Annotated in this window: 16 protein-coding genes; 9 read left to right on the forward strand and 7 right to left on the reverse strand. The window is 53.0% G+C overall.

The genetic code is table 11. From position 1 onward, the window contains the following. The first annotated feature begins 114 nt into the window (after positions 1 to 114). Together ACMYSL_RS25140 and ACMYSL_RS25145 are read left to right on the forward strand one after the other, a co-directional pair. The gene (locus ACMYSL_RS25140) at positions 115 to 930 is read left to right on the forward strand and encodes an AraC family transcriptional regulator (RefSeq protein WP_434660269.1); all 816 of its coding nucleotides are present in this window, start codon (positions 115 to 117) and stop codon (positions 928 to 930) included. Between the two features lie 46 nt (positions 931 to 976). Beyond that, the gene (locus ACMYSL_RS25145; protein ID WP_434660271.1) at positions 977 to 1,618 is read left to right on the forward strand and encodes a LysE family translocator; all 642 of its coding nucleotides are present in this window, start codon (positions 977 to 979) and stop codon (positions 1,616 to 1,618) included. Positions 1,619 to 1,708: 90 nt separating this feature from the next. Here ACMYSL_RS25145 and ACMYSL_RS25150 read toward each other — a convergent pair whose 3' ends face one another. After that, positions 1,709 to 2,143 carry an RICIN domain-containing protein gene (locus tag ACMYSL_RS25150; protein WP_182236049.1) on the reverse strand — a complete coding sequence of 145 codons (435 nt, stop codon included), beginning with the start codon at positions 2,141 to 2,143 and terminating at the stop codon, positions 1,709 to 1,711. Between the two features lie 312 nt (positions 2,144 to 2,455). Between ACMYSL_RS25150 and ACMYSL_RS25155 the strand changes: the two genes are divergently transcribed. Both ACMYSL_RS25155 and mdtM read left to right on the forward strand, forming a co-directional pair. Then, a complete protein-coding gene (locus ACMYSL_RS25155) occupies positions 2,456 to 3,745 on the forward strand; it encodes a DUF445 domain-containing protein (RefSeq protein WP_434660273.1) in 1,290 nt (429 codons plus the stop codon). A 159-nt stretch (positions 3,746 to 3,904) separates the two neighbouring features. Next, positions 3,905 to 5,149 carry a multidrug efflux MFS transporter MdtM gene (gene mdtM / locus ACMYSL_RS25160; RefSeq protein WP_434660275.1) on the forward strand — a complete coding sequence of 415 codons (1,245 nt, stop codon included), beginning with the start codon at positions 3,905 to 3,907 and terminating at the stop codon, positions 5,147 to 5,149. Between the two features lie 86 nt (positions 5,150 to 5,235). Here the strand turns inward: mdtM and metC are convergent, their stop codons facing one another. Together metC and ACMYSL_RS25170 are read right to left on the reverse strand one after the other, a co-directional pair. Continuing rightward, on the reverse strand, positions 5,236 to 6,426 hold the full coding sequence (gene metC / locus ACMYSL_RS25165; protein ID WP_434660276.1) for a cystathionine beta-lyase: 1,191 nt from the start codon (positions 6,424 to 6,426) through the stop codon (positions 5,236 to 5,238). Between the two features lie 37 nt (positions 6,427 to 6,463). Then, positions 6,464 to 7,696, reverse strand: coding sequence for a dicarboxylate/amino acid:cation symporter (locus tag ACMYSL_RS25170; protein WP_142512599.1), 1,233 nt, complete (start codon positions 7,694 to 7,696; stop codon positions 6,464 to 6,466). A 224-nt stretch (positions 7,697 to 7,920) separates the two neighbouring features. On the opposite strand from ACMYSL_RS25170, the gene ACMYSL_RS25175 reads away from it, so the two are divergent. Then, positions 7,921 to 8,847, forward strand: a complete 927-nt coding sequence (locus tag ACMYSL_RS25175; protein ID WP_287855513.1) for a LysR family transcriptional regulator — start codon at positions 7,921 to 7,923, stop codon at positions 8,845 to 8,847. 148 nt (positions 8,848 to 8,995) lie between these two features. On the opposite strand, the gene ACMYSL_RS25180 is transcribed toward ACMYSL_RS25175, so the two are convergent. Together ACMYSL_RS25180 and ACMYSL_RS25185 are read right to left on the reverse strand one after the other, a co-directional pair. After that, the gene (locus ACMYSL_RS25180) at positions 8,996 to 9,622 is read right to left on the reverse strand and encodes an IbrB-like domain-containing protein (protein WP_112215137.1); all 627 of its coding nucleotides are present in this window, start codon (positions 9,620 to 9,622) and stop codon (positions 8,996 to 8,998) included. Next, positions 9,622 to 10,833, reverse strand: a complete 1,212-nt coding sequence (locus ACMYSL_RS25185; RefSeq protein WP_434660277.1) for a phosphoadenosine phosphosulfate reductase — start codon at positions 10,831 to 10,833, stop codon at positions 9,622 to 9,624. Before ACMYSL_RS25185 ends, ACMYSL_RS25180 begins: the two co-directional genes overlap by 1 nt. Positions 10,834 to 11,206: 373 nt before the next feature. Between ACMYSL_RS25185 and ACMYSL_RS25190 the strand changes: the two genes are divergently transcribed. The 4 genes from ACMYSL_RS25190 to ACMYSL_RS25205 all read left to right on the forward strand — a co-directional run bounded on the left by ACMYSL_RS25190 (position 11,207) and on the right by ACMYSL_RS25205 (position 13,748). Further along, complete coding sequence (locus ACMYSL_RS25190; RefSeq protein ID WP_304255670.1) at positions 11,207 to 11,446, forward strand: DUF2164 domain-containing protein; 240 nt, start codon at positions 11,207 to 11,209, stop codon at positions 11,444 to 11,446. 110 nt (positions 11,447 to 11,556) lie between these two features. Further along, the gene (locus ACMYSL_RS25195; RefSeq protein WP_304255668.1) at positions 11,557 to 12,708 is read left to right on the forward strand and encodes a double-cubane-cluster-containing anaerobic reductase; all 1,152 of its coding nucleotides are present in this window, start codon (positions 11,557 to 11,559) and stop codon (positions 12,706 to 12,708) included. Positions 12,709 to 12,717: 9 nt separating this feature from the next. Then, the gene (gene yjiL, locus ACMYSL_RS25200) at positions 12,718 to 13,485 is read left to right on the forward strand and encodes a putative 2-hydroxyacyl-CoA dehydratase activator YjiL (RefSeq protein ID WP_142462172.1); all 768 of its coding nucleotides are present in this window, start codon (positions 12,718 to 12,720) and stop codon (positions 13,483 to 13,485) included. Beyond that, positions 13,482 to 13,748, forward strand: coding sequence for a DUF3343 domain-containing protein (locus ACMYSL_RS25205; protein WP_182236032.1), 267 nt, complete (start codon positions 13,482 to 13,484; stop codon positions 13,746 to 13,748). The genes yjiL and ACMYSL_RS25205 overlap by 4 nt, the downstream gene beginning before the upstream one ends. On the opposite strand, the gene ACMYSL_RS25210 is transcribed toward ACMYSL_RS25205, so the two are convergent. Both ACMYSL_RS25210 and ACMYSL_RS25215 read right to left on the reverse strand, forming a co-directional pair. Continuing rightward, positions 13,735 to 14,922, reverse strand: coding sequence for a fimbrial protein (locus ACMYSL_RS25210; RefSeq protein WP_434660279.1), 1,188 nt, complete (start codon positions 14,920 to 14,922; stop codon positions 13,735 to 13,737). The genes ACMYSL_RS25205 and ACMYSL_RS25210 overlap by 14 nt on opposite strands. Before the next feature lie 19 nt (positions 14,923 to 14,941). Next, positions 14,942 to 17,458 (reverse strand): fimbria/pilus outer membrane usher protein, encoded by a 2,517-nt coding sequence (locus ACMYSL_RS25215; protein WP_434660281.1) that lies wholly within the window; start codon positions 17,456 to 17,458, stop codon positions 14,942 to 14,944. Positions 17,459 to 17,506: the final 48 nt, after the last annotated feature.

The raw sequence follows: 17,506 nt of genomic DNA on the forward strand, positions 1-17,506 counted from the left end.
GAAAGATATCTTCTCCCGGCTGCAAACGCGGCATTTTTATCGAAGGCGGCTCGCATTTCTTCCTCGGCCTACAGGCGTGTTATAAACGAGTATCCCTCTACCAAGGAGCCCTCCGTGAGCCATACGCGTGATATCCCGCAAACCTTCTGGCGTGACGAGCAGTTTCCCTGGCTTGAGCTGCGCAGCACCTGGCGCAGCCGTCAGGCCTATAAACGTCATCGCCATCCGCAGCTCTCGGTGGGAGCGATTATCGACGGGGAAACGCGCTGTATCTGCAACGGACGAGAGTATCTTCTGCGCCCAGGTGAGCTGATTATTATCCCCGCGCAGGCGCCTCATAGCTGTAATCCGCTTAACGGCCAGCCGCGCAGCTATCATATGCTTTACCTTGATATCTCTTGGTGTCGACTACAGTTGGGAAACATTCCTCACCCGGCCCAATTGACAACACCGCAGTTAGTCATTCGCGACGCTGGGCTCTTCTCCCAGTATCAGCAGATTGTCGCGATTATGTGCCAACAGCAAACAACGGCGCTGTCCACCAGCATCGCGCGATTGCTCCAGGCTCTGCCCCTACACCCTGCCGTACCGCAGGCGTTAAGCAAAACCAGCTCACAGCTATTCAGCCGCCTGGCAACCAATCTGCAAGAACCGCCGACGCTGGATAGCCTCGCCAACGAGTTCGCCTTGCGTAAAGAGACGCTGATCCGCGCCTTCAAGCACGATACCGGCCTGACGCCCGCCAGTTTTATCAATATGGCGCGCATCGAGTTCGCCAAAACGCGCCTGCGCGCCGGGGATAATATTGCCGACGTTGGCTATCAGGCCGGATTTGCTGACCAGAGCCACTTTCATAAGACTTTTGTCAGCTACACCGCCGCCACGCCGCGCCAGTATGCGCAGGGCCGATCAATATCAGACAATAATTAGCCTCCGCGCTGGCGTAGGGTGATCTCAGGTTATTACTGAGGTTGCTATGGACATACTCGCTACGCTCTTCCCTCCCGCCTTCCCCGCGCTGGCGCTCTCCCATTTCGTCGCCCTGCTGAGCCCCGGTCCGGATTTTTTCCTGCTGGTAGGCTACGCCATCCGCTATCACCTGCGCGGCAGCATCGGCCTGTGTATCGGGATCGCCGCCGGTAACGGGCTATATATTGTGCTGGCGATTATCGGATGGGGGATCCTGCGCCACGCGCCGCTGCTGTTTACGATCATTGAATTGCTGGGCGCGGCATATTTACTGTGGATTGGCAGCCTGCTGCTAAGAAGTCGTCCGGCGACGCTGGATTTACACAGCGCCGCAGCATCTCGCCCGTCGCTGACAAAACAGCTTATGCTGGGGCTCGGTTCATCGTTGCTCAACCCGAAGAACGCCCTGTTTTATCTGGCGCTGATGACCTCGCTGCTGGGTCCGAACGTGACCCTGGTACAGCAGACCACCAGCGGAATCTGGATGACCAGCATGGTGCTGCTGTGGGATGTCTTACTGGTCTCGTTGATTGCACTCCCGTCGGTACAGCGTCGCCTTTCCGCCGTCGTCTGGCGAGTAGAGCGGGTCGCGGGCGGGATATTAATGGCGTTTGGCTGCTGGATCGTGTGGCAGTTTATTTTTAATTAGAATTTCGCCGCCATTGGATAATTACAAAGCCTCGCCGTTCTCGATTAGAAAACTAACGAGGCTTGAATCTATCACCATCTGAAATGGTTATTATTCTGGACTATTTGCTGTCATCATATCCATCGGTACAAATATCCATTGCTGAGCTTCCGAACCATTATACTCATACAGAATAATGGGATTGCCCGGTGCAGTACCTCGGTTATTACTATCAATAACAAAGTTCAGGTTTTGTTTACTTCTGATAAAGCGGCGAGTGCTGACTAGATCCCACCGCTGCGTCATTTTATTTGCCCGAACCTGTAGCTCGATGGCAGCACCGGAGCCCATTTGCTCCCTGCGAATGCCTAATAACAGCTCATCACTGGCGACCAGCGAGATCTCACCAGTTTTGTCATCAACCGACCACAAGATTTTATTTAGCGGTGAGGCCGCTGGTAATATAACGACCTGAGCCCCGCTTTGCTGGTCGCTAATACCTAACACCATCTCTTTCTTCGCTGCATATTTGAGTATACCAATCATGTTCAACTCCTTTTATAAAAAGATCAGTGACTGAAGAAAATAAACTTATTAACCATCTCCCTTGAAATAAACAATGCACCATTTATCTTCATATATAATGTGATTAGGATCACCGTTCCATAATTAACCTAAGAAAAATCTCATTATACATTCATGCAATAAATGAATTTAACATTAATTATTTATAAAAAGGATTTAATCTATGTATATTAAATTAACGCTCATATCTCCCCACTCAGCCGAAAAATTTATCATCCTCTGAATAGTGGCAGAACCAAAGGGGCATATTTTACGCATGCGCCGTCAGGTTATATGCTTAAGCTTATGGAAAAAATCGCTGAACTGAAACGCGCCAAACTACTGGCGCTCTCGCTGCTGCTGATTGCAGTGGCTATTTTTATCACTACCCTCGTGCTGCCGCCGACGCCGTGGGTCGGTGCGCTGAAGGCTATCTCCGAAGCGGCGATGGTTGGCGCGCTGGCGGACTGGTTCGCGGTGGTGGCGCTATTTCGCCGCATTCCGCTGCCGTTCGTTTCGCGGCATACGGCAATTATCCCGCGCAATAAAGACCGGATTGCCGATAATCTCGGCTATTTCGTGCAGGAAAAATTTCTCGATACCCCGTCACTGGTGGCGTTGATTCGCCGTTACGAACCAGCGCTGATGCTGGGTAACTGGTTCAGCCAACCGGAAAACGCTCGCCGGGTGGGCCAGCACCTGCTGCAGGTGATGAGCGGTTTTCTCGAGCTGACCGACGATGCGCGCATTCAGCGCCTGCTGCGCCGGGCGGTGCACAAAGCCATCGATAAGGTCGATTTAACCCAAACCAGCGCCATGATGCTGGAGGGGCTGACCCGCGATAACCGTCACCAGAAGCTGCTGGACTCACTGATTAGCCAGCTGATCACCCTGCTACAGCGCGACAGCTCGCGGGCGTTTATTGCTCGCGGCATTATCCGCTGGCTGGAGACCGAGCATCCGCTAAAAGCGAAAATTCTGCCTACCGAGTGGCTGGGCGAGCACAGCGCGGAAATGGTCACCGATGCGGTCAACACGCTGCTTGATGAGGTCAGTCAGGATCGCACGCATCAGATTCGCCAGGCCTTCGATCGCGCGACGCTAAAATTGATCGACAACCTGAAGTCCGATCCGCAGATGGCAGAAAAAGCGGAGAGCATTAAAGCGTATCTGAAGAACGATGAGACCTTTAATCGTTATCTTGGCGAAGTATGGGCCGACCTGCGCGGCTGGATTAAAAATGACGTCAATAGCGAAGATTCACGCATCAAGCAGCGTATTGCCGAAGCCGGGCAGTGGTTTGGCGAAACGCTGCTCCACGATGAGGCGCTGCGCGAGTCGCTGAACGAGCATCTTGAGCAAGCGGCCCATCGGGTGGCCCCGGAGTTTGCCGCCTTCCTGACCCGCCATATCAGCGATACGGTCAAAAGTTGGGACTCACGCGATATGTCGCGGCAAATCGAGCTGAACATTGGTAAGGATCTACAGTTTATCCGCATCAACGGGACGCTGGTGGGCGGCACGATTGGCCTGGTGCTGTGGTTGTTTTCACAAATCCCGTCACTGCTGCATCTTCATATTTAATGGAAATGATTGTTTCAAATACATATTTATCATAAATACAAATTAACACCTGAAAAGGCATGGATATTTCTGTTGACCCTAAATTTATTGCAGTGTGAAGTGCTGGAATAGTGTGCGCCTGTTAAGCGTGCATCGCAAAACTCAACAAGGAGCTCCCTGATGTTGCAATGGATGACCCGCTTTTTTGCCCGCCATTCCACCACGCTGTTCTTCCCGGCAGCGCTGATCTTGTATGATTTCGCGGCTTACCTGACCACCGATCTTATCCAGCCGGGTATCATCCACGTGGTGCGCGATTTCGACGCAGATGTGGCGCTGGCTCCCGCGTCGATCAGCCTGTATATGGCCGGTGGCATGGCGTTACAGTGGCTGCTCGGGCCGCTCTCGGATCGGATCGGTCGTCGTCCGGTGCTGTTGACCGGCGCGCTGATCTTTACCCTTGCCTGCTTTGCGACCATGTTCACCACCTCGATGGAGCAGTTCCTCGCCGCGCGCTTTATTCAGGGCACCAGCATCTGTTTTATCGCTACGGTTGGCTACGTCACCGTGCAGGAAGCATTCGGTCAGACCAAAGCCATTAAGCTGATGGCGATTATTACTTCGATCGTACTGATTGCGCCGATTATCGGCCCGCTCTCAGGTGCTGCGCTGATGCATTTCGTTCACTGGAAAGTGCTGTTCGGTATTATCGCGGCAATGGGGTTTATTGCCTGGCTGGGGCTACTACTGAATATGCCGGAAACCGTGCAGCGCGGTGACCTTCCCTTTAGCGCCAGCGGCGTGCTCCGCGATTTCCGCGATGTTTTTCGCAACCGAATTTTTCTGTTCGGCGCTGCCGCGCTCTCGCTAAACTACATCCCGCTGATGAGCTGGGTTGCGGTCTCGCCGGTGATCCTGATTGACGATGGCGGATTGACCACCTCAGAGTTCGCCTGGACCCAGGTTCCGGTCTTCAGCGCGGTGATCGTCGCTAACTTGTCGGTGGCGCGCTGGGTGAAAGACCCGACCCGCCCGCGCTTTATCTGGCGCGCGGTGCCCATCCAGATGACCGGGCTGGCCGTGCTGATCCTCGGTAACCTGCTGTGGCCGCACGTCTGGCTGTGGTCGGTAATAGGGACCAGTTTATACGCCTTCGGCATCGGGCTTATCTTCCCGACGCTGTTCCGCTTTACGCTATTTTCCAACGATTTGCCAAAAGGGACCGTCTCGGCCTCGCTAAACATTGTGATCCTCAGCGTCAGCGCCCTCTCCATCGAAGCGGCGCGCTGGCTGTGGTTTAACGGCGGCAAGCTGCCTTTTCACCTGCTGGGTGTGGCGGCGGGGATCGCAGCCGCCTGCTGCCTGGCGGGATTATTAAATCGCCTTCGCCAGCATCAGCCTTCGTCGCTGGCGACAGAGAAATAAACCTGTTTTAGCTATGGTGCTCGCATTTTTGCCGGGTGGCGGCTAGCGCCTTACCCGGCCTACAAAATACTGTGGGGCGTTATTTATCAAGCAATACGGGTAAATCCGGCTTCCAGATCGGCAATCAAATCCCCCACATCCTCCAGCCCGATATGCACCCTCACCAGCGTCCCGCTGAAGTCGACATCCCCCGCCGGGCGAATGCTGTTCAGTTCCTCCGGCTGGTTTGCCAAAATTAACGACTCAAACCCACCCCAGGAATAGGCCATATGAAACAGAGAGAAATTATCGAGGAAATTCGCCATCTGCTCGTCGGTCAGTCTGTTTTTCAGCACAAAGGAAAAAAGACCAGAGCTTCCGGTAAAATCACGCTGGAAATATTCATGGCCCGGGCATTCCGGTAACGCCGGATGGTTGACTCGCGCCACTTCCGGCCTTGCCGACAGCCAGCGAGCAATATGAATACTGCTCTCCTGATGCTGCTTAAGGCGAACGGCCAGCGTACGCAGCCCACGGCTGCCGTTGTAAGCGGTGTCGGCATCCAGCGTTTGCCCCATGAGATATGAATTCTCACGCAGACGATCCCAGCAGCGAGCGTTGGAAACCGCGGTGCCCAGCATCCCATCGGAATGACCAATGGTGTACTTTGTTCCAGCCTGTATGGAAATATCGACGCCATAATTCAGAGCTTTAAACAGCACGCCCGCCGCCCAGGTATTGTCGATCATGATGATAATTTCAGGGTTAACCGCGCGAATAGCTTTCACCATGCCTGGCACATCCTGCACTTCCATGGTGATGGAACTGGGAGATTCAAGAAAAACCACCCGGGTTTCAGGGCGCAGAAGGTCCACAATACCCGCGCCAATCATCGGATCGTAATACGTGGTCTCAACATTGAATTTGCTCAGAATCTTATTGCAGAAATCCTGGGTCGGCTCATAGGCAGCCCCGGTCATCAGGATATGGTCGCCACTCTCGACGAACGCCAGAATCGCGTTAGTCACCGCCGCAGCGCCGCAAGGATAGAGCGCGCAGCCCACACCACCTTCTAAATCACTCATCGCTTTCTGAAACGCAAAGTGGGTATAAGTCCCACGACGACCGTAAAACAGTTCTCCATTAGCGCGATTCGCAGTGGCAAATTTTTTGTCCTTCACGGTATCAAATACCAGCGAAGAGGCGCGCTGAATGACCGGGTTTACCGCCCCCTGAGTGTAACGTTTGTCACGTCCAGCGACGATCAGTTGCGTTTCGAGCTTGATAGAATCGTTCATAATATCTCCTGTTAACTGCTTAATCCGTATGGAAAACCTACACCGCCGCGACCGGCGAGTTCGCCTCAGCAATCACCTGCTTTTTCCCGGCAAACCTCTCCACTATCTGCGCCGCGTTTAAATCGTGGATCACGTTGATAAGCGTCGCCGGAGCGTCCGTTATCGCCCCCAGCACCACCAGCATTGGGATAGCTTCCATTGGTAGCCCCAGCGTAGTGACAATAAAGATTTCCCCAAGAAATGCGCCACCCGGTACGCCGCCGACGATGATGGCGGAAAGCACGGCGATCAACATCGTCAGGAAGAACGTCTCAGCGGTGAATTCCATTCCCAACACCGAGTAAATAAAGACAATTTTCAACGCCGCAATCATCGCCACGCCGCCTTTATTCAGGTTGACCAGCAGCGGAATTGAGACGTCGACGATTTCCGGGTTAATCCCCATCGCTTTACCGGCACGTAGCGTGACGGGTAAGGTTCCTAATGAAGAACAGGTTCCCAGTGCGGTAACCGATGGCTCGATAGCGTTACGCCAGAAAGCCTTCACCGCTGGAATACCGCCGCCAATGTACGAATAAAAAATCGAGCCAAAGATGTAATAGACCAGCGTGGCTGCCATAAACAGGCCGATAGCGCGGGCAAAGGTCAACAACAGCGCGGAGTCCTGACTTGCCATGGTCGCCGCGAAATAACAGCCGAGACCCACTGGCGCGACCTTCATGATGATGGAAACAATCTTCATAATGACGGTGTTGATATCTTCCAACAGCGACGCGATGCGTTTACCCGCCTGCTCCGATTGCCCAATGGCAATACCGGCGATAATCGCCATCACGATCAGCGCAAGAATATTGGACTTAGAGAACAGCCCGATAAAATCGCTAGTGGTGATCATGCTGACAAAGTCCATCTTTCCGCTCCCTGCCTGTACAGACTGAGAGAGATCGATAGTGACGCCTTGCGCCGGGTTATACCAAAGCGCGAGCGCCACAATCCCGGCAGCGGGAATAAACGCCATCGCGATAGAAACAATAAAGATAATTGCCATAATACGCCCCAGCCTTTTCAGGTCGGTCATACTGGCAATAGAGGACATCACGCTGATACCGACCAGCGGAACGATAATCATAAATAACAGGTTTAGAAATATCTGACCGACTGGCTGCAATTTGCTTGCTAATGCTGGAGCGTAAATACCTAACAGCCCACCAGCAACCAGAGCGGATAAAAGAATAATAGAAGATTTGTAGGGTTCGAGTCGTGTCCACATAACCGGCACCTTTTAATTTAAATTATATTAAATGAGATTAAATTCACAATTTGATGATTTTTTGTCTTTCCTCCCTTCATTTTGTGATGCAACTCACTTAAGTTGTTATTTATTCACTTTAAACGCGTTTTATTTCCTATTAATCAATAATTACATGTTTAAATTGCCAATGTAACCGCCTATTCGTACCGTTTTTGCAAATCACTTGTGAATAAAAGGAAAAAATGAGCGCACAAATATCCCTAAAAAATTTAGAATTTTTTATCAAAATCGTAGACTGTGGAGGATTATCTGAGGCCGCGGCACAGCTCAACGTGTCGCCTTCGGCAGTCAGTAAAAGCCTGGCGGCAATGGAAAACTCGCTAGGAACCACCTTAATTAAACGTACGACCCGCAGTATTACTCTGACCGATGCAGGGCAATATTTGTTTAACCGCGCTAATAAATTACTGCAGGAGTTCGATGAAACGCTCAATACCACTTCCAGCTATGACCAAAATCCGCAAGGGGAATTACGTGTCACATGTTCAATTGCATTTGGTTATTCCCACCTGGTCAACCTGGTTGATAAATACCGCACGAAATTTCCGGATGTGAATCTTTATATCGACCTGAATGATAATTTTATCAATCTGAATGAAACTGATTTCGATATCGCTCTGCGTATCTCGACCGCACCGCCGCAAAACTACGCCATGCGCAAGCTGGTACCGATCCGCTGGGCATACTGCGCTTCTCCGGGTTATCTCGCTAAAAAAGGGATTCCCCAACGCCGAATTGATTTGGCAGGCCACGATTGCCTGGTGTACCCCGGCCTCACGCCAGTGCTGAAAATAGCTGACGAGCAGGATCGCATGCATCAATTGAAACTTCATATGCCTATTCAAGCGAACAGCAGCCTGGTGCTGTTGAAGTCCGTGTTAGAGGATCAAGGCGTCGCATACCTGCCAACTTATTTGATTGGCGGGCATATTCAAAAAGAGGAAATCACGCCGCTGCTGCTTGATGGCACGATTACGTGTGAAACGCACGCCCTGTATGCACTCTATTTTCCCAGCAAATACAGTAATCCGAAGGTGCGTTCATTTATCGATTTTCTGGTTGCGGAATTGGGAACGCTGCCCACATGGGATAACTGGATCCCCGGATGAACGTTTGCGCTCCCCGTCAGTCTTCGACCCTTACCTGATAAACACCAAACGCGCCGGACTACCGGCGCTCCAGCTACTGCTGTTGGCCATCGCGTTGGGGCGGTGCACTTTGGACAGGAAAAGCGTCTCGCGACCTCCTGGAGGCGCGCTACTCCACGGTCCAGGCTTCGCTAAAGCTCTCGTCGGCGAACAGCTCCGTCAGGCCGCTGATCTGTTTAAGGCGCAGTACCTCATCGGCATCCATACCGAGCTCTTCGCCAATGCGCCGATCGTCCCATCCCTGACGGTGCAAATCGCGGACGATATCCGACATCGCCGCGATCTGGTGCTTTCCTCTGGCGCGATTATGACGAATAGTGGCGGCAATACGCTCTTTCTGCCCCTCACGTTCAGCATTAATCAGGGTCACCGGAAGATAGCCATGCAGGCGTCGACTCAGCTCCGGACGCGTCTTACCAATCAGGTGGCGATGAAAACCATCCACGACCAGATGCCGCCGCTGCTGGCGGGCCACCACCACCGGTTGGGTGAAACCATCCAGTTCGATGGATCGCTCCAGAAGTTTCTTTTCTACCGTCGCCATCACGTTAGGATTATAGTCATTTGCCTCTACCGTTTTGGACTCGACCCACAGTACGCAGTCAACCGGTTCGCGGCAAAACGGGCTGTGCTGATGAATCAGGCTCTTCAGCTCATTAATCGCTTTGATTTTCAGGTCAAGATCGTCAAACGACTCGAGATATTCGATCACTGTTTTAGCCACATCCGGTGACATCAGAGCGTCCTCCACTCTTTACGTTTATTGCTCATAAGCCGACAGTATCGTTCATAGTGCTTAGGCTGCGTCGGGCTGAATGACAGCATCCGGCACCAGAAATCGTTTTTCAGTAACGTTTTGCAAATCCGCCGCCATGAGGGAACATCGCGATAGCCGAGGTCTTTTTCCTGCTCATCGGGGATATCGTCGGGGAAACCACGGGTCTGGTACCAGTGCAGATAGATAGCGATTTTATTGCGGTAATGTTCAGCGGTTTTTTCCGGCATGCTGTCGAGCAGGAAGAGCGCATATTCGCGCCAGCTAAAGTGCGCGGGCTTGCGGATTTTCGTCTTCAGAGCAAAGTAGTCGCCGCTGGCGTTGGCGTAAATCGCGCCGCTATGCGCGCCGCATACTCGTCGGCACATGCGCTCCCACGTCTCCGGCTCCAGAATGTGATACAGCCATAGACCGCGCCGCTGCTCAGGGCCAAAAGGCTCGCAGACGCGCATATTCTTTAGCGGTACTCCGGCGCGATGCATCAGGTCATAAAGCGGGTTGTAGGGCAGCCTCGACTTGTGGTTAAAAATCCAGATATCGCGAGTACGCCAGTCATAGAGCGGATAGCAGGTATAGCTGAACCCCTCAGGCGAGGCGGTCGTCCAGGGCTTATCGTCCTCAAAACGCAGTTTAGTTGGCGAGGTCAGCGCCATATAGCGATGCAGCGACTCATCGGTACGAATGCCGATTAGCGAAGCGAGGCTCCGGCCCGCTGCCAGCCAGTGCGAGAACGCTGGAACAAAAGCTTCAAAGGTCATTTCGGGCTGATAAAAAGGGAAAAAACCGGCATCGGTGATCGCGTCATCGGGCGGTTGCCTCACCCATTCAACGCCGGCCCGCCAGGCAACCCATTCCGGCTCATGCTGCGATACGCCGCTCACCGTCGTCATGGGCAGCGCCACCCAGTAGAACTGGCTCACCACGTCCTGATAGCGATCTTTCATATTTTGCACGTGCTGGATAGTTAATAAATACTGCGCTTCCCAATCCACGAACAATACCGCAAACTTTTTCCCTTTTTGACGCGCGACGACCGCCGCCAGATGAAATAATACCGTTGAGTCTTTACCGCCGGAAAAAGATAAACAAACCTGCTCGAAAGTATCAAATACCCAATCCAGGCGCATCAGAGCAGCGTCAAAAACATTCATATTCAGTTTTACGCGTTTCATCCTTCGCCCCTGATAAATGAATCGCTGTCAGAATATACTTATAGATAAATTCCGTAAGCCAGATGACCTTAAATCAGGTCCATAGATTATTCAAATAGATATCCACATGCTGAAAAAAAGCGAGCGCAACTAAATGTTATTCACATCGAAAAAAGATATTATCCCATTTAAATTCATAAAGTTACGATAACACCCCTTATTATCTTCATTTAACCCGCAAAGATGTGATCTCTATCACATTTACCCCTTGGGATATTGTATCGATATCATCCCTTGCAGGGAGAAAAACATCACACCTTAGCGCAACTGCATCGCCAATATCGGATATAATCCCGACCCTGTTTAACGCTAGCGATATTTATAAAGGAATGCTATGAGCGATATCGATCTCAGCCCGGCACAACGCGATCTTCTGCGCGAGAAGCTATGTAAATACTGCGAAGAGAATTTTGAACTAGAGCTGGAGCAGTTTGACGCCGAGTTTTTCGTCGATTTTATCGCCAAAGAGCTAGGGCCGATGTTTTTTAACGCCGGGATTGATACGGCAATTAGCACCCACGTCGCCTGGAGCGATCGAATTCAGGAAGAGATGGATCTGAAAAAAGTCTATTAGCGCCAACCGTCCAATAGCTCGACATGAGTGGGAGATCAATAAAGACTTACTATTAATATGGTTATAATGCGGGTTCTTTCATCATCTCCCGTGTACGGGGAAGGAAAACCATGTCGCTTATCACCGATCTACCCGCCATTTTTGACCAATTCTCCGAAGCTCGCCAGAAGGGCTTTCTCACGGTCATGGATCTTAAAGAACAGAACATTCCTCTGGTCGGCACCTACTGCACCTTTATGCCGCAGGAGATCCCGATGGCCGTGGGCGCAGTGGTGGTTTCACTGTGCTCCACCTCTGACGAAACGATTGAAGAGGCGGAGAAAGACCTGCCGCGCAACCTCTGTCCGCTGATTAAAAGCAGCTACGGCTTTGGCAAAACCGACAAATGCCCCTACTTCTACTTTGCCGACCTCGTCGTCGGTGAAACCACCTGCGACGGCAAAAAGAAAATGTATGAATACATGGCCGAATTCAAAGCCGTGCACGTCATGCAGTTGCCGAATAGCGCCAACGACGACGCCTCCCGCGCGCTGTGGAAAGCAGAAATCCTGCGCCTGCAACGGGCGGTAGAAGACCGCTTCGGCGCGCCGATTACCGAAGCCGCGCTGCGCGAAGCCATTATCCTTAAGAACCGCGAACGCCGGGCGCTGGCGAACTTCTACCGCGTCGGGCAGCTCAACCCACCTGCGCTCAGCGGCAGCGATATTTTAAAAGTGGTCTACGGCGCGACTTTCCGCTTCGACAAAGAGGCTCTGATTAACGAACTCAACAGCATGGCCGAGCGGGTTCGCCAGGAATGGCAAGAGGGCAAACGGCTGGAAGCGCGACCGCGCATTCTCATCACCGGCTGCCCGATTGGCGGCGCGGCGGAAAAAGTGGTGAAGGCGATTGAAGACAACGGCGGCTGGGTCGTCGGCTTTGAAAACTGCACCGGCGCCAAAGCCACCGAGCACTGCGTCGACGAAACCGGCGACGTCTACGATGCCCTGACTGACAAATACCTCGCCATCGGCTGCTCCTGCATCTCACCTAACGACCAGCGCTTAACCCTGCTCAGCCAGATGGTAGAAGAGTACCAGGCCGACGGCGTGGTGGATGTCATTTTGCAGGCCTGCCACACCTATGCAGTGGAATCGCTGGCGATTAAACGCCACGTGCGTAACCAGCACAACATTCCCTATATCGCCATTGAGACCGACTATTCAACAGCGGATATCGGTCAGCTCAGCACCCGCGTCGCGGCCTTTATTGAAATGCTGTAGGGGGCATGAGTGACGTTTACCGTAGGGATTGATTCCGGCTCTACCGCCACCAAAGGCATCCTGCTTCAGGACGGCGCGATCCAACGCCGTTTTCTCTGCCCGACGCCGTTTCGCCCCGCCGATGCCATCGTTGAAGCGTGGGAAACGCTCTGCGCCGGGCTGGATGAACGCCCGTTTTTAACCTTAACTGGCTACGGTCGCCAGCTGGTGGATTTTGCCGATAAACAGGTGACTGAGATCTCCTGCCACGGTCTCGGCGCGCGCTTGCTCGCTCCAGAGACCCGCACGGTTATCGACATCGGCGGCCAGGACAGCAAGGTTATCCAGTTGGATGACGACGGCAATCTCACCGACTTTCTGATGAATGACAAATGCGCGGCGGGCACAGGACGCTTTCTGGAGGTTATCTCGCGCACGCTTGGCGCTAGCGTCGAACAGCTCGACAGCATCACTGAAGGCGTCGAGCCGCATGCGATCACCAGCATGTGCACGGTGTTTGCCGAATCCGAGGTGATCAGCCTGCGTTCAGCCGGGGTGCCGCCGGAAGCGATCCTCGCCGGGGTGATCAACGCCATGGCCCGGCGCAGCGCCAATTTTATTGGCCGCCTGTCGGCACAGGGCCCGCTGCTGTTTACCGGCGGCGTCAGCCACTGCGCAGCGTTCGCGCGAATGCTGGAAGGCCACGTCGGCATGGCGGTGCATACCCATCCCGACGCCCAGTTTGCCGGGGCAATCGGCGCGGCGCTGATCGGTTTACGTCAAAGGAGCCGCAGATGACGGAATATCTGTTTTTATTTCACTCGACGGTGGGCGTGGTGCGCACCCGCAAAGCCTTGCAGGCAGCGGGAATGACCTTCCGGGTGAAGGACATTCCGCGCCAGCTGCGCGGCGGCTGCGGGCTGTGCATTTACCTGAGCTGTGAAGAGGGAGAGGAGCAGCGGTGGGTTATTCCCGGCCAGACGGAAGCAATATTTCGCGTCGAGGACCAGGAATTCCAACCATTGCACTCGTTCCCTGCTCAGCACATTACTGATAGTTGATGGTGAACTCTACCGCCGTATCAGCCTTACCTGCCCGCAGCGTACTTTCATTGTTGCGGGCATAGCGCGCTCTGAGCGGTATCGCGTAGCTGGCGGTGGTTTGCAGCAGCGTCAGGCCAGAGTCGGTTAGCGTATTGGCTTTAGAATTGGTTAACACATTCACGTTATCGCGATTTTGGATCTCCAGACACATACCTTTTGCCATATCAGTATCATCAGTCAACGCTGCACACTCGCCGCCCGCAGCCAGCGTTTGATAACCACTCACCGGATTAAGCAAAAAACCAATGCTATTGGCCATATCTGGCCCGGCAATCGTGTAGTCAGTGGCGCTTCGCCAGCGGATCACCGCCGTCGACGACGAGTCGGACGCGTTGCGGTTGTAGCGCCCGTACATCGGCGGACAGTTCAGGAGGTTAATGTTGAAATCTACCCACTCGGTGGTCGTTGATTGCGCAATCGAATGTTCCCCCATTGGCACCGTCACATCCGGCGTCTGGCAGGTACCGGCAACAACATTCACACTACCTGAGATGTTCCAGCGGTAGCCATAGTCCTGGGTCACACCGGTGGCATTCGTGGCCTGAGCAGAACGAGTAATCGCTGGGTAGTTAAATGCCACCATCCAAACGCCTGGAGATATATCCCCGACTTTCACCAGCAGAAGTTCAAAAGCCTGATCGGAGAAAACCGTGCCAAAGCGCCTCGATTCGGTGTCAGGAATGTTCGTTCGAGTGGTAGAGGAATCCGGCAACCCATATAACGATGTTGAATTATTATTGTAGGTAACAGCGACAACCACACCAATCCCGGAAACCCCTGAACTGTAAACATTGAGCCCCTGGTACTGCCCGACAACAGCAGGCAGTGCGCCCTCAATATTTAATGAATGGACAAGTTGAATTAACTCCCCACCGGCCACGTTCGAAATACAGTCATCAACACCGATGACCTGCGTATCGGCATCAAAAATATACTGTCTGTAAAGTACAGACCCCACGGGTAAATCACGTAATGCCGAAACCATCAGGGCTTTGCCTAAAACCGAGACATTTTGCTCAACGTAAGACGTACGACCAGAATAGTTTTTCGTACAGGTAATGGACGCGAATGAAACAAACGGCAGCAGTAATAACCCTGCCAGCCCCCATCGTAGCCAGCTTTTAGTTGGCATACTTAGTCCTCCCTGGAAATTAGCGGCATTCAGCATTAATGTTTACGATCTCCGACGACGATGCCGGAAGCGAGTAGTTGATGGCGCAGGAATCCTCTTTCTCCGTTCCCCAGCGCACGCGCAGTTGGCCTGAAGCATGAGAAAGCCGGGCAAAAATACGTTGCCCCTGACCGACCACGCCAACCACGTTTTGCTCCGCATCCAGCACATCGGCGCCAAACGGAATTGCCTGAGCGTTAGTCAGTCGAATCATCGCCGCCTGCCCTTGTACGGTATCAAAACGCAGCTTGACCACCGCCCCGCTATAAGGCGCGATTTTCTGACTGGTGTTTTCCAGCTCAACGTTCTCCGAAATACCTTTTGGATCAATCTCAATCAGATTGTTTTGATAGGCATTCAGGTAAGGAACGATAGCGTAGCCAAAGCGGTCGACCGTGACGCCAGGATAACCACTCACTTTTGCCCCCTGAGCGCCTTTAGCCTCGACCAGCGCCATGGTGTCAGCGGTATAAGGGGTCAACGTCACGCCGCCGCTGTGCACAACCGCACCGCCGCTCATGCCAAAAGAGTAGTTGCTGTAGTGTTTACCTGTTCCCGCCTGCGCCTGGAGCATCGCCAGCGAACTGCGTAACGAGGTATTCAGCGAACCGCTCGTTGAGCCACCGTTATTGGTATTTGATGCTGAAAGGCCATAGCTCAGCGAATTATCTTCCAGCGCCGTGCCGCTCACCCCAAGCTGCTCGCGCACTACGCCGCCGGGATCGTGATTCAGGTTCAGCGACATCTGGCTGAACGGCGTTGAACTGCCGAGCGGGATGCTCAACGTCAGCTGATAGTGGTTTTCATAATCACCATCGCCATTACGGTTACGGCTGACGCTTAGCCCGTAACTCACCCGTCCCAGGCTGTTGTTATAGCCAAACTGGTACTGGCGATCGGTGCCTTGATTGTTGTCCCAGTAATCCTGCTGCCAGGCATTGAGATAAAAATTTCCCCATCCCTCAGGCAGGTTCTGGCTGGCGCTGATGCTCAGGCGGCTTTTTGGACGGTGAATATCCCACGTACTCTCGCCATATTTCTGCGCATCGCGGATCTGCATCGCCGTCATAAAGTCCAGGTATTCTTCGGTCGAATAACGGTACGCCGCGACGTTAAAATTACTGCCCGTCGACATAATAAACTGGCTGTACTTCAACTGATAACTTTGCCCTGACATGCGTTTGCCATAGCCCAGCAAAGGCTTATCCAGCTGAGTTTGCGCCTGAGTGGCGTCAAGAGAGAATGTCCCCACAGGCGTACCCAGTGACATACCCAGGATACCGGCCTGATAATCTTCATTCCCCTGAAGCCCCGCATAGCCGGTAAAAAAATTGTTCAGCCCGCGGCTCCACGTCAGTTCACCGAAAGCTGGCTCACTTTCCACCTGATCTTTGCGCAGTTTGCCCATCGTCGCGCTGTAGTGGTTAGTGCCAGAACGCAGCAAATTACTGGTCGCCGCGTAGGGGATTATCTGCTGCTGCTCGGAGCCATCCGCTTCCTTAATCACCAGCTGCAGGTCGCCGCCGTAGCCCGTAGGATAGAGGTCGTTAATTTCAAACGGACCGGGCGAAACGGCCGTTTCGTACAACAAACGTCCCTGCTGAAAAATTTGCACCTTCGCTGATGTGCGAGCGGTTCCACGCACAACTGGCGCATAGCCACGCTGGGAATCGGGTAGCATCTGCTCCTCATTCGCCAGTTGGATGCCGCGAAATGCAAGGGTATCAAACAGCTCACCCCGGGTATTGCGGTCACCTATCGACAGGCGTCCTTTTATCGCCGGAATATCGCGCTGAACGTAGGTGTTTAGCGCCTGGTAGTGACTTCCCACATCATCCTGCCAGCTCCAGTTGCCATTGTGACGAAAATACCAGTTACCCAGGTTAAAACCCGTCGTGATCCCCGTATAGGCACTGTCGTTTTCCGTTCCCCGATTTTGCTGGTGATAATAGTTTGCGTTGTAAGTTAGCAGCCCTGCGGTTACACCGTTGTTCCATAACGCCGGGCTGACATAACCGCGTGGATTGCGCATCAGATAAAGCGTCGGGATCTCTAAATCCAGCGTCTGGTTGCCGGTATCAAACTCCATCTTTACCTGCGGAATCATCACCGTCACCGATAGGCAATCGTCATCAGCGCTATCGGCTAAAAGCCTCTGCGCGTCATCACTAAGCTTCTCAACATTCAGCGGTAGCGTGCGCCACGCCCCGGTCGTCAGGCAAATAGCGCCCGAATTAGCAGGCGGCGAACTTTCGCTCACCGTAATATCCTGAAAACCCTGATATTGATTATTAATTCGCAGTTCTATGCGGTATTTACCGGGTACGGCCCTGTTACGTTCGTAATGGGTCAGATTTATTTTTTTCTGGCTACCCTGGCTCATAAACGTGCTATTAAACTGCACTTCATCTGCGTCCTGCGCGACGGCAAAAGGGCTAAAACTCAGAGTAATCGCCATGGCCAACGGCGTCGGTTTAAAATAGCAGGAACGAATCATCAAAAACCCCGTTCTATTCCATTACTGTTTACAGGGCGGCGACGTCAA

The sequence above is a fragment of the Klebsiella sp. MISC125 genome, assembly GCF_051131775.1.
Lineage (GTDB): Bacteria > Pseudomonadota > Gammaproteobacteria > Enterobacterales > Enterobacteriaceae > Klebsiella.